Below are 12,737 nucleotides of genomic sequence, written 5' to 3' on the forward strand. Positions count from 1 at the left end.
TTCTCTAGTCCCCTCTCTTGTGGTCAATTAGAATAGGACGATGACCCTGTGTCCATAAACTTAATATTTCGTCCAGTTCCAAACTGCGGCTCTTGATAACCTTTACGCCCAAGTCATGAATGCGTTTCTCGTTTTCAGAAAATTGTTCTATGATAAAAGAAGCTACACCCGGTGTATCCATGGTAAAGTGCAAACCTCCTGGCAACTCAGCCGATAACTCCGCAAGCTCCTCTTCATCCGCAGCATTCACCCAAACCTCGGTCCAAGCACCGAACAGACTGTCTTTTTCAGCCATACCCAGCAGTTCTCCCCGATGCATAAGGACGATATAATCCGCCAGCCGTCGCACCTCATCCACAATGTGTGTGGAGATGATAATCGTTGCGTTGTGCTCATCCATATATTTACGAAGTGTCTCGATCATAATCTTCCAGGCAAAAGGATCAAGACCCGATGAAGGTTCATCCAATAGCAGCAGACTTGGCCGTGCCGCAAGTGCTGCAGCAATTTCGAATTTCCGGCGCTCCCCTTTAGACATCTTCGAAAGTCTCATATGATACGGAACCTCAAAGCGATCCATCAGCTCGTGAAAATACTGATCGTCCCAATTTGGATACCAATACTTCCGAAATCGTGCTGCCTCCTCTGCATTCCAGTGGTTCTCCTCAGTAATTGACGTTTCAGGAACATAGGCAATGGTCTGGCGAAGCTCCAGAGACAACCCGCTATCATACCTGTTCTCGAACCAATATATCTCGCCTTCCTCTGGATTAGTCAGCTGCATCAGCAGATTCAGCAGCGTGCTTTTGCCGGATCCATTCTGACCTACCAAAGCTGTAATATATCCTTTAGGCAGATTCAGGGTCAGTGGCCCTATCGTCTTGTTTCGCCGCCGTTTAAGTACATTCCGCAATTCTATAGCCATCTGTACCATATGAGTAAGCGCCCCCTCTCAATCCTTTTCTCTATACTTGCGTTCTACAATCTCCATAAAAATCTGTTCAAGTTCATCCTTGCTGCAATGTACCGATCGGGCGATATCCACTGCACTTTCAAGTGCTTTGCCAACCGTTTCACGTTTATATTCTTCCATGGCTCCGTCACCTACATGGGATACAAAGGTACCTGTTCCTTGTCGCGTTCGCAGCAAACCTTCGTTCTCCAGATCCTGATATACCCGCCGCACGGTAATTACACTGCATTTCAGATCTCCTGCGAACTCACGAATCGAGGGCAGCAGCGTACCTTCTGTAATGACTCCGCTAATGATTAATGATCTAAGCTGAGTCTCTATTTGATGATAGAGGGGCTCTGCACTATTTTCGTTGATTTGTACCGGTATCCACATTATTTACACCTCGCCTTCCACTCTAGCGTGCTAGAGCGCAGTCCTTGCCATTTCCGATTTTTTATATGAGATTGCGACTTTTCAGCCGATGTATAGTCCATTTAGAGAATAACTGCACAGATATTGTTCCCAGCAGAAGTGACCCCCACATGATCGGAGATAACAGCCCCCACTCCTTAGAATAGGAGATACTGTATAAGAACAAACTGCCTCCGCCCAGTGTAACTAGGAACGATGTTGCCCACGATAAAACTACGATAAGCAATGTTAGCCATAGATAAGCTTTGCCGCTAAAAAGATATTCAATAAAAATATATAGACCTGAGACCATGAATCCGAAGCCGAGCCAAGTAATCGCAAAAGCTATATACGATGGAACCGCCAGCTCTGCCCGAAAATTCTCTCCTAACAAGTAAATAATACCGAAGAATAACGTGCCATTTAGAGTAAAGGAGATCACACCCTGAAGTTTTCTCCGCAATAATATTACTGAAGCTGGAATCGGTAAAGTTCGTAAGTAAACCAACATTTTTGTGTATGAGTCTTCACTCCAATATTTCATGGAACGGCGAGAGAATGTTAATCCCAATAAGGGGATAAAGGAAAGAAATAAGAAATCCGCTAGCATCGTCCGATCCTGCTCACCTAGTACATCATTTGCTATCAGGCTAGTCAGTCCACCAAGATAACTCATAAAAACAACTGTTATCACGAGGGTCCCTAATATTTTTAATTTGTCTCCGCGAAAATCAGAGCGCAACATAAACCATGAATCTTTTAATGTTCTCATTAATGCTAACCTCGCTTTACAATGTCTTCAGCGTCTAGCAGAAGCAGGTGTTCATATCCCTGTGCTTACTGTATATATCTATATACACAGTATATGACCTTGGTTTTTCATTGTCAATCCTGTAACTGGAAATTATTCTAAAGAAATAGGAGGTTTGGGCAACCTCATACTTCAAGCTTATGAAGACACTCTCAGACGTTAGGTAACGCTTATTAATTGAGATTAACTACAATGAGGGGGAATTGAGGCAGAATGCTGCTACGGGGGCGAATGTAGCTGGGATAATGGAGTTTATTAGATAATTCATTCTGGAAATGAAGTAGTAAGAGCTCACTCTTGCTTCTATGCAACGTGTTGGTGTGATGTGCGTTATGGAGGCGAGTGCCGGAGCGGATACTGGTTCGGGTTCAGATTCGGGCGGGGGTTCGGATGTGGGCGACTGCCGGGCGGATTAACATTAGGGAAAAACTCCCTAAAATCTGCCCAACCGAGCTTAGATTATTAGTTTTTAGGGAAATCCTCCCCAAAATTTCAGCTATTACTCCGTTATTGAGCTAAATCCATTCACTTCCAGGGAGGATTTCCCTAATTATGGCCTTTTTTAGCTACTTTCGTGCATTATCAGGGAGGTTTTCCCTAATTGCGTCTTTTTCGAGCTAACTTCGTTCAGTTTCGGGACAGATCCCGAAGCTCTACAAACCAAAATAAGCCCATCACCCGCAATCCCTACTCAGGAACATGCAGATATATAGGCTTATTTCATAACTATTTACGGTTCTGCTACTCTAGTGCTGTTCATTCGCTCAACGCACTAAACTCTGTGCTCTATTCAAGCACTTATTTTACGCTCCCAAAATAACTTCCCACACCGGCTTGGTATGTCCACCTGGATACAAAACATACAACAGCACGTACACCATAACGCCTGTAATCGCTGTGATAAACCAGATTATCGATGTCACTCTGCCCCACTTACGGTGCTTGGAATACTTCGCCTTGAAACCAAGAGTTAACGTAGTAAGTCCGAATACCGCAGCTACGGTTGCCAGAACGATATGGAAGATCAAAAACACTTGATAAATCGTCTTCAGTTCATCCGGTCCGCCCCATGAGGTATTTCCCACAAACAACGTTCTCGATACGTAAACAATAAAAAACAGCAGCGCAGCGATAGCGGCAGCAATCATCGTTTTCTTATGCGCCTCGCGTTTGCCCTTGATAATGAGCCACCAACCTATAGCCACCAGCACCGCGCTGATCACGATGAATGACGTACTAATAGTCGGAAACACTGTGAAAATATCCATGATTCTCCCCCTCGGCAGTCTACCAGTTATGCACGGTTCAAGTTGCTCTCCTGAAGTGTTGAGGATGGCGTCGACAATTCATCGTCGTCTTGTCCGTTCTCTTTTTTATACCAATGATAGAACACATAAGCAAGCATAGAGGCAAAAATAAATTCCTGAATGAACTTCATCGCGATGCCTCCCACCTGTTGATCTACCTTCGGCGACATCACTTCAAAGAATGCAGGACCTCCAAAATTCTGAAGTAAAACAGAGGGGTCTCCCGAGATACAATAGCCCATAGCACGCGCCCAAGTCTCTGGATCACTGTAAGTGGCGTAGAGCGGATGATCGGCAAATATAATCAGCCCGCAAGCCGGCGTCAGCAATACCATGTTCAGAAAAATAAATCCAATCTTCCCAAGCCCACTCGCCATACGATGTTCCGGCAGCGGATTAATCAGTGTCCACCACATTAAAGCAGAAGTCAGGAACAAAACAATGTAATAAATACGATGAACAGTAAAATGCAGCATCACATAATCATGAATAACAGGAATATGGTACAAGGAAAAAAGTCCGTTAAACAATAGAGCAGCTACTACCGGATGAGCTAAAAAAGATAACCGCCGAAGCGGATTCACCTTTAGTATCCTGCGCCATATAAAATCTGGAATTCCAAGCATAATCAGCGGCACCGCTACCAGATAAGACAAGGCCATACTGACCATGTGGAAGGAAAACATCATATGCCCTAAAAGGCTAATGGGTCCTCCTTGTGCCAGATAAAGGGCAAGCATCCCACAGACAAATAACACTCTACGCCAAAATGGTACCGTTATTGAATCGGCATAACGCCCAGCAATCGGACCAATCCACACAAAATAACCTGCTGTCAGCAGCAGCATTACCGCTAGAAAAAGCGGACTCCATAGTTCAGCAAAACTAAAGTATTCTAATCCCAGCATAATCCCAACCTCCAAGCGCAGGAATTTTTATATCTAAACATCAAAAAGAGGGGGCATCGCAGCCCACCTCTTTCATTATCGTCCGTTAATTCCACCAAACCCAATACAGCGACATAACAATGCAGGTCCCAGCGATAAAGAAGCCGCCCAGCATGAAAAGAATCGGCAGAAGATGCCCTTTATCTTTTAGATGCATCCAGAAGCCCATCTGTACAATGACCTGAAGAACAGCCATTACCAGCAGCAAAATAATCGCAAAGGTTGCATTTACGCCTCCAGCCGCAACAGCAGCGAAAGCAATCAATGTTAAGACAATGGAGAAAATAAAGACAACAATATGTTTCTGTGGTCCTTCATGCCGATGACGTTGCTTATACCCGCCGCTATCTGGCATATGCTGATCCGTCGTCATAGTGCCTAGCCCACCTTTCCGAGTAGGTATACAACCGTAAAGATGAAGACCCATACTACATCGATAAAATGCCAGTACATGGCTGACACATACACTTTTGGTGCAGTAACTACCGTTAACCCCTTGCGGGCGAGCTGCCCGATCAAGATGGAGATCCAAGCGATCCCAAAGGCTACGTGCGCACCATGAAATCCTACCAGTGTGTAGAATGCCGAGCTGAATGCACTTGTGGTCATTCCGAATTCTTCGTGTCTTACATATTGAGTAAACTCATAGATCTCCAAAACCAGGAAACCTAAACCTAAGACTACAGTAACTAAAAGCCAATTCCGTAGCAGTGCCGGCCGATTTCTGTGCATCGCTTGAATAGCGAATACACTCGTCAGACTGCTTACCAGCAGGATGAATGTTGCAGCGGCTACAAGCGGCAGGTGAAACAGTTCATTCGCCGAAGGCCCCTCATTCGTCTGATTACGCAGTGCGAGGAAAGTTGCGAACAACGTGCCGAACAATACCGCTTCGCCGCCTAGAAACAACCAAAAGGCAAGAACCTTGTTGCGTCCTTCGAGCGTAGCTTTTTCCGGCTCGTGCGGAAAGGTATCCTTAGAAGCTTCTGCATGTGCCGTTGTCATGTCCGCTCACTTCCTTCCAGCTCTTCAGGTTCAATATGCCATCCGTGATCATCATACAGCGAACGCATCAGCATGGATCCAAATGTAATAATAAGACCGATGGCTGTAACGATATAATTATTAAACAGGAAGCTCATAAAAGCATTGCCGAATTCATCACGGCTAAACATAAAGCCAAGCCCAGCGATAAAAATTCCGACAGACATCGTAAACGGTAAAATCGTTGCCGACGGCATATGAATTGAGCCCACCGGCTCTGCTGGTGTCATGCCTTTATTCCCTGCTACTTTTTCTTTCCAGAAGGCATCAATCCCCCGAATAAGAGGTGTTTGCTTGAAGTTATATTCTGGCGGCGGTGAAGGAATGGTCCATTCCAATGTACGTCCATCCTCCCACGGATCATTGCCTGCATCCGCTGGTTTTCTGGAAGTCAGGAAGATGTTCACCAAGAAAATAATCATACCGACGCCCATTAGTCCTGCACCAATGGTACTGACTAGATTTAGCAAATCAAATTGCTGATTTGGTAAATAAGTAAATACGCGGCGCTGCATCCCCATAAGCCCAAGGAAATGCTGTACAAAAAAGGTCAGATGGAATCCGATGATAAACGTCCAGAAAGTCCACTTGCCCAGCGTCTCACTCAGCATCCTTCCGAACATTTTGGGCCACCAGTAGTGCAGACCTGCGAACAGGCCAAGCACCAAACCACCTACAATAACATAGTGGAAATGCGCTACAACAAAATACGTATCATGGAACTGAAAGTCAGCAGGTGCGGACGCCAGCATCACTCCAGTTACTCCCCCCATAGTAAATGTAGGAATAAATCCTACAGCGAACAGGTTAGGGGTTGTGAAACGTACTTGCCCGCCCCACATCGTGAACAACCAGTTAAAAATTTTAATCCCGGTCGGAACCGCAATTAACATCGTTGATACGGAGAACAACGCGTTAGCTACAGGTCCAAGTCCAGTTGTGAACATGTGGTGAGCCCAAACCATAAAACCTAAGAAGGCGATCAAGATGGTTGCAAACACCATAGAGCTATATCCGAACAGTCTTTTACGCGAAAAGGTTGGGATGACCTCGGAAATAATCCCGAAGGCAGGCAGAATGAGAATATACACTTCCGGGTGACCAAATATCCAGAAGATATGCTGCCATAGCACTGGACTTCCTCCGGCTCCAACTTCGAAGAAATTGGCTCCTAGAATCCGGTCGAATGTCAGCAGTACTAAACCTACTGTTATTGCTGGAAAAGCAAATAAAATAATGGCGGAAGTAATAAATGTAGTCCAGGCGAACATCGGCATCCGCATATAGGTCATTCCCGGCGCACGCATCGTAATGATCGTGGCTAGAAAGTTAATCCCCCCGATGAGGGTCCCTAATCCGGCAATTTGCAAGCCGATCGTATAGAAGTCTACACCGTGTGTAGTGCTGTATGTACTCGTAGATAGTGGGGTGTAGGCGGTCCACCCGGCATCAGGAGCACCACCCATAACCCAGCTAAGATTCAGTAGAATCCCGCCGAACAGGAAGGTCCAGAAACCAAGTGCATTTAGAAAAGGAAAGGCTACGTCACGTGCACCGATCTGTAGCGGAATGACGGCATTCATGAGTGCGAAGATGACTGGCATGACGCCGAGGAAGATCATCGTCGTACCATGCATAGTTATGAGTTCATTAAACGTTTGTGCATCCAAAAAGTTATTCATCGGCTTGATGAGCTGCCAACGAATCAGAAGCGCTTCAATTCCCCCGATGCCAAAAAATAATCCTCCGGCCCATAGGTACAAAATCGCGATTTTTTTGTGATCGACGGTTGTTAGCCAATCCATAAGTCCTGTATGGCGCTTCACACTGTGACCGTGCCCCAGAGGCTTGGATGAATTCAAGGTATGCGCTGCTTGAGCCAAAGTTCGTCCCCCCTTTTCGAAAGTTCTGCCCGCCTTTAGGCTAAGGCATTAGTCCAGCTTATAGTTGGCCAGATACTCTGCAATGCCATCAATCTCAGCATCACTCAGGCCCAGATCTTTGGGGTTAGGCATCAGATTGCCTGGTTTTACGGATTGCGGGTCGTGCAGCCAGGTTTTGAGATTCTCTTCAATCGGCGCACCATCTTCCCTCGTGTCGTCGTTGAGAAGAATTCCAGCAATCGATTCCCGAGAACCAATTCCGGTCAAGTTCGGCGCATTATTAATCCCTTGATCACCTACAGCGTGGCAAGTCAGACATGCCGCTTTGAACTTCTCAGCTAAAGCAGGATCCTCTGGCAGCACAGCTACAGGTGCTTTCATAGAATCAATCCACTTTTGAAACTCTTGTTCACTAACTGATTTCACCTTAAATTCCATCAATCCATGAGAAGGACCACATAGCTCCGCACATTTCCCACGGTAAACGCCTTCATTAGGCGCACTAAAGCTAAAGCGGTTAATCGTTCCAGCTGGGTTAGTATCGATTTTACCGGAAAGAGAAGGGACCCAGAAGGAGTGCAGCACATCTTTAGTTTCCAGTTCAAAGGCGATATCTTTGCCCACCGGAATAATCAGGTCCTGTGCTGTAGTTACCTTATAGTCGGTATACTCAAACTCCCACCAGTATTGGTGGCCGGTTACTTTAACCTTGATCGCATTCTTGTCATTGGAATGATCATCTCCAGCGGCAAACACAGCTTTAACCGTTGGCACGGCCAATACTACAACAAGGATGAGCGGAATGACTGTCCAGAGAATCTCAAGTTTCATACTGCCCTCAACCTGCTCAGGGATTTCATTCTGACCCGGTCTTCTGCGGAAGCGGATCAGTACATAAGCTGCAATCGTAAAGACAATCAGCAACACCACGATCATAATGCTGATCGACAGCTCCATTAATCCGTAAGATCTGTCTGCTGCAGGTCCCTGTGGTCTGAGTACTGACAAGTCCTCACGACCGCACCCGGCAAGAAAGAGTCCAAACATAGCGGTCATGGGAAGGAGTCGCTTTACAGCCTGCCACGTTTTCATCATTGATCTACCCCGCTTTTCCCGATTTCGTAGATTCCTGTTTTTTTCTGTCAATTATAACAATCACTATTAATATAAGTTTAAGGGAAAGTTTTGTCAATCGTTCACAACTAGTTCACATTGTAATTTTCGACACAATAAACCCTTGTCCCATCTGGATTTTATAGCATTTTATGAAAACGCAAACAAATAAAAAATAATAAAGAAAGCGCATTCAATTTAAAATGTGTCTATTAATTCATTTGACTATTCTATGAGGAAGACTTTTCCTTATTCGTAAATGGACATACAAAAAAAACCGATTCCAGCAACAAAAGTCGCTCGGGCACGGTTTATAAGAATCCTCGTGGATGTTATTACTCAAAATGATGTCTAAAGTTAAGCAAGTGACAAACGTATCTGTTAGCTAGGAGACGGATGAATTCATCCGTACCAACTCGTGTTCCACGACCATGGTCAGTTCTTCTTCATAGCCTCCTGTAATCCGATACTTTCGGACGTACTCCTTTACGAATTTCTTGGGATCTTTGGGCCGGAAAATGCGTGTCATTTCCCGTAGACTTTCCTTGACTTCGTTATGACCTTTACTTGCCATGATCAGTTCCCTCCCAAAACATTGAAAATGAATGCTCCGTTGTAGAGAATGCATGATGAAAAGTACGCCGTAACCTCGAATGCAAGTGAAGTATCCATTACACATACGTGGCTTGCACTATCCGTCAAAACGTGGAATCTAAAGCTAAATCTAGCCTTTGAGACACCGCCTAGCCGGTGAAGCAGGTTCGTCGTGATTTGGGCTGAGAGTAAGGACGCCTGATGAACGATAGCTCCTTGACACTTTTATTACCCGAAGAGCCACTTACTGAATCACTCCTTTCGGGCCTTATCGTTATATTGTATCATATTCCGGATTAACTTCCACCTTTCCTTGTAAAATGTACTATTTGAAAAATATTATTTTTTACAGCTGTCTTCGTAAGTCAGATGTCTCCAAACTGGTTAAAATACAATAACCTATACAGCAAGCGAAATTGTATTTATCAACAAATGAGAAGGAGATCTTTATGGCCCAGCCTGTAATTCCCCTAATGACTACCGCAACGCCAGAAGACACCGATACACGCCGGGAGGGTCTTGAACAAGCCCATCAAGCTATCCTAAAAGAATACCCCAAGATGCATAGCATGCTTATTGTGCGTCATGGAAAACTTATCTTCGAACGTTATTATAACGACCATCATGCTGGAGCATTAAATGATCTCCGTTCTGCCACCAAAAGTTTTGTCAGTGTCCTTACGGGAATCGCTATCGGCCGTGGAGAGATGCCTGATCTCCATATTTCTGTGTCCGAGGTCCTTCGCAAGCATATTCCATACCTTCACTCCCCACATCTCTCAAAAATCACACTCCGTCATCTTCTTACCATGACTTCCGGTTTTAGCTGGATCACAGGGAAGAAGCTTGGTGAACCGCTTGTTCGGAACCTCCATCGCAGCCGCTGCTGGGGTTCCTTTGGCCTTAGCTTGAACATTATTCCAGAACAAATCGGCCAGTTCCAATATCGAAGCATCGACTCACATCTAATCTCGATAATGATTAGTGAATCTACAGGTCTTGATGCATTTTCCTATGCAGCACAGCATTTATTCACTCCACTCCGAATGGCTAATACCGCTTGGTTACCTAGCCCCGAGGGACATAGCATGGGTCATATCGGTTTGCACCTAACGTCTCGGGATATGGCTAAATTCGGAATCTGCCTGCTGAATAATGGAGTGTTTGCAGAGCAGCAAATCATCCCAGAACATTGGTTGCAGGATGCACTTACCGCTCAAACTAAGGGATATCCAGCGTTTGGTGATTACGGATATCAGTTTTGGATCGGTACGATGAGCGGGCAGCCCTACAAGCTCGCCCACGGGCATGGCGGGCAGCAGATTCTGCTCTTTCCCAATCTGGATGCTGTACTGGTCTTTACAGCAGAGAGCAAGACAAACAACTGGAAGAACCCTCGCAGGCTGCTTGAAAAGTATGTTCTCCCTTCAATGAGATAAACATACTTTTTCCTGACAAGTCATAGGCTTGTAAGGAAGAAGGATTCGAACAATCAAGCCCCTTCTTCTCCAAGCAGAAGGAGAGTGAGCCCATTGTCCCCTTTTAAATCATCCACCGGATTGCCCGATAATATAGCGGGCGCGTTGTGTTACTTTTTCCCTTTTCTCGGCGGCGTCGTCTTTCTCGCATTGGAGAAACGCAGCCGCTTTGTGCTGTTCCATTCGCTGCAATCACTGATTACCTTCGGGGTGCTGATGATCCTCCACGTTCTAACCGGATTGGTCCCATTCCTCGGTCCCTTGATGAGTGCCCTCGTCTCTCTTTGCAGCTTTGGGGTGTGGCTGTTAATGATCTACCATGCCTTAAGTGGCAGGTGGTATAAACTCCCTTGGGCAGGTGATATCGCAGAAAGTCAGATTCGCCATCTGTAATCCCCCAAAAAGCAGCCCCTCTGATCGCTGAAAAGTATTCCCTTTTGCCCATCCACTCCTTACAATGTAGAAAGGGCATCAATGGAATTCTACAGGCTGGAGGAAATCATATGTATCTATTTATCATAAACCCGCGTTCCGGCGGGGGAGCAGGCGGCCGGACCTGGCATACTGTAGAGGCGCTCATGAAGGAGCGTTCGCTGCCTTTCATGTCCTTGTTTACGCACAGCGTAGAGGGTGCAGAAGCCCTTGTTTTAAATACACTAAAGCATCGCGAGGATTGGAAAGCCGTGATTGTAATCGGTGGTGACGGCACGCTCCATAGCATTTTGGGTGCACTTTGCGGCAAAGATATCCCCATGGGCGTGATTCCTGCCGGCTCCGGCAACGACACCGCCCGGGGGTTTGGCATTCCACTTTCAATAGAAGCCGCGCTGGAGGCCGCCCTTAGCGAGCGGTATATCGAAGCAGACCTGCTTTCAGGAGCAAACGGACTGACCGTAACAGCCGTTGCCAATGGCTTTGATGCTCAAGTGGCCGAGAATGTGAATGCCAGCCGATACAAAAGGCTGTGCAATGCCATTGGAGCAGGCCAGCTCGCGTATATCATCGGCATATTGCATACGCTGATGACGTTCAAGCCCTGCCGGGTAAGCGTAGTCTGCGACGGTACGGAGCACGCCTTCGAGAAGGCATGGCTGGTCTCGATCTGCAACCTGCCCAGCTACGGCGGCGGGCTTTTGATCTGCCCGCAGGCAAAGGCCGATGACGGCCAGCTTGACGTCTGCGTCGTGCATGGGTGCAGCCGCGGGCAGCTGCTGCGGTTGTTCCCCACGGTACTGAAGGGCAAGCATGTGGCGTTGCCCTTCGTGTCTATGCTGCGCGGACGTAGCGTAGCTGTGGGCTTTGCCGAGGCCCGGCCTGCGATCGGCGACGGCGAGAGCCTCGGCAAAGGGCCGCTGGCCGTTCGCTGCGAGCCGGGGGCGCTGCGGGTGCTATCGCCGCTGGCGGCGGACAGCGTACAGCTGCCCGTCGACACTGCAGCGGCATGCGGCAGCAACGGGTAACCTGACCCGTGCATACCATACACACAAAAAACAGCAAGCGACTGGTTCATTACCAGTTCGCTTGCTGTTTTGTATATCCTATAGCTTTTGTTTGAGAATGCATTCCAAAAGCCTCAAACAAGAGGCTCTTCCTCGTCTTCCACGAAAGTGACTCTTCCGTCCTCCAGTGAAGCAATACGCACAAGTGACTCTACGCGATATCCCGCTTCCTGCAGCAGCCGATTCCCTGGCTGGAACGCTTTTTCGATCACAATACCAATTCCAACCACACTTCCCCCCGCCTGCTCAACAATACGGGCAAGTCCGAAGGCGGCTTCACCATTCGCCAAGAAATCATCAACAATCAGCACCCGTTCTCCGGGAGCAATGAATTTCTTCGAAACGGTAATTTCATTCGTTTCTTTCTTCGTGAAGGAGTAGACCTTCTCCACGTAAATGTCTTCTGTCAGCGTCAGCGATTTCTGCTTACGGGCAAAAATCAGCGGAACCTCCAGCTCTAATGCTGTCATAATCCCCGGAGCAATCCCCGAGGATTCTATAGTCAGCACCTTCGTAATTTCTTCGCCAGCGAACCGGCGGATAAACTCACGGCCAACCTCACGCATCAGGAAGGGGTCCATCTGATGATTCAGAAAAGAATCCACCTTGAGCACTCCTTGCCCGAGTACAATACCTTCTTTCAACACTTTTTGTCTCAACAGCTCCATAGTGCTCCTCCTTCTCCCATCATTGAA

The 12,737-nt window shown here is 46.8% G+C and carries 15 protein-coding genes; 4 read left to right on the forward strand and 11 right to left on the reverse strand.

Annotated features, from left to right (window positions below; all coding sequences use genetic code 11):
• Window positions 1-4 precede the first annotated feature (4 nt).
• The 10 genes from MHH63_RS21515 to MHH63_RS21560 form a co-directional block, all read right to left on the reverse strand.
• On the reverse strand, window positions 5-934 hold the full coding sequence (locus MHH63_RS21515; RefSeq protein WP_076124480.1) for an ATP-binding cassette domain-containing protein: 930 nt from the start codon (window positions 932-934) through the stop codon (window positions 5-7).
• An 18-nt stretch (window positions 935-952) separates the two neighbouring features.
• Entirely contained in the window at window positions 953-1,348 is a 396-nt protein-coding gene (locus MHH63_RS21520; RefSeq protein WP_076124482.1) for a GntR family transcriptional regulator, read from the reverse strand.
• Between the two features lie 61 nt (window positions 1,349-1,409).
• Window positions 1,410-2,138, reverse strand: coding sequence for a hypothetical protein (locus tag MHH63_RS21525; RefSeq protein WP_076185183.1), 729 nt, complete (start codon window positions 2,136-2,138; stop codon window positions 1,410-1,412).
• A gap of 842 nt (window positions 2,139-2,980) precedes the next feature.
• Window positions 2,981-3,445: a DUF420 domain-containing protein gene (locus MHH63_RS21530; RefSeq protein ID WP_076124485.1), complete on the reverse strand. Its 465-nt coding sequence runs from the start codon at window positions 3,443-3,445 to the stop codon at window positions 2,981-2,983.
• Between the two features lie 26 nt (window positions 3,446-3,471).
• Window positions 3,472-4,392 carry a cytochrome c oxidase assembly factor CtaG gene (gene ctaG / locus MHH63_RS21535; RefSeq protein ID WP_341172094.1) on the reverse strand — a complete coding sequence of 307 codons (921 nt, stop codon included), beginning with the start codon at window positions 4,390-4,392 and terminating at the stop codon, window positions 3,472-3,474.
• A gap of 85 nt (window positions 4,393-4,477) precedes the next feature.
• Window positions 4,478-4,804: a cytochrome C oxidase subunit IV family protein gene (locus MHH63_RS21540; RefSeq protein ID WP_036682505.1), complete on the reverse strand. Its 327-nt coding sequence runs from the start codon at window positions 4,802-4,804 to the stop codon at window positions 4,478-4,480.
• A gap of 5 nt (window positions 4,805-4,809) precedes the next feature.
• Complete coding sequence (locus MHH63_RS21545; RefSeq protein ID WP_076101357.1) at window positions 4,810-5,436, reverse strand: cytochrome (ubi)quinol oxidase subunit III; 627 nt, start codon at window positions 5,434-5,436, stop codon at window positions 4,810-4,812.
• On the reverse strand, window positions 5,433-7,280 hold the full coding sequence (gene ctaD, locus MHH63_RS21550) for a cytochrome c oxidase subunit I (RefSeq protein ID WP_076185229.1): 1,848 nt from the start codon (window positions 7,278-7,280) through the stop codon (window positions 5,433-5,435). The genes MHH63_RS21545 and ctaD overlap by 4 nt, the downstream gene beginning before the upstream one ends.
• A 126-nt stretch (window positions 7,281-7,406) precedes the next feature.
• Window positions 7,407-8,453 (reverse strand): cytochrome c oxidase subunit II, encoded by a 1,047-nt coding sequence (coxB, locus tag MHH63_RS21555; RefSeq protein WP_076124488.1) that lies wholly within the window; start codon window positions 8,451-8,453, stop codon window positions 7,407-7,409.
• A gap of 403 nt (window positions 8,454-8,856) precedes the next feature.
• Entirely contained in the window at window positions 8,857-9,045 is a 189-nt protein-coding gene (locus tag MHH63_RS21560) for a hypothetical protein (protein WP_019913840.1), read from the reverse strand.
• Window positions 9,046-9,093: 48 nt separating this feature from the next.
• Between MHH63_RS21560 and MHH63_RS21565 the strand changes: the two genes are divergently transcribed.
• The 4 genes from MHH63_RS21565 to MHH63_RS21580 all read left to right on the forward strand — a co-directional run bounded on the left by MHH63_RS21565 (window position 9,094) and on the right by MHH63_RS21580 (window position 12,003).
• Entirely contained in the window at window positions 9,094-9,225 is a 132-nt protein-coding gene (locus MHH63_RS21565; RefSeq protein ID WP_341172095.1) for a hypothetical protein, read from the forward strand.
• A 313-nt stretch (window positions 9,226-9,538) separates the two neighbouring features.
• Complete coding sequence (locus MHH63_RS21570; RefSeq protein WP_341172096.1) at window positions 9,539-10,504, forward strand: serine hydrolase domain-containing protein; 966 nt, start codon at window positions 9,539-9,541, stop codon at window positions 10,502-10,504.
• A 93-nt stretch (window positions 10,505-10,597) separates the two neighbouring features.
• A complete protein-coding gene (locus tag MHH63_RS21575; protein WP_036682511.1) occupies window positions 10,598-10,936 on the forward strand; it encodes a DUF4870 domain-containing protein in 339 nt (112 codons plus the stop codon).
• 110 nt (window positions 10,937-11,046) lie between these two features.
• A complete protein-coding gene (locus MHH63_RS21580) occupies window positions 11,047-12,003 on the forward strand; it encodes a diacylglycerol/lipid kinase family protein (RefSeq protein WP_052096739.1) in 957 nt (318 codons plus the stop codon).
• A gap of 113 nt (window positions 12,004-12,116) precedes the next feature.
• Here MHH63_RS21580 and MHH63_RS21585 read toward each other — a convergent pair whose 3' ends face one another.
• The gene (locus MHH63_RS21585) at window positions 12,117-12,710 is read right to left on the reverse strand and encodes a xanthine phosphoribosyltransferase (RefSeq protein WP_076101352.1); all 594 of its coding nucleotides are present in this window, start codon (window positions 12,708-12,710) and stop codon (window positions 12,117-12,119) included.
• Window positions 12,711-12,737 lie beyond the last annotated feature (27 nt).

The sequence above is a fragment of the Paenibacillus sp. FSL H3-0310 genome (assembly GCF_038002785.1).
Classification (GTDB): domain Bacteria; phylum Bacillota; class Bacilli; order Paenibacillales; family Paenibacillaceae; genus Paenibacillus_AQ; species Paenibacillus_AQ odorifer.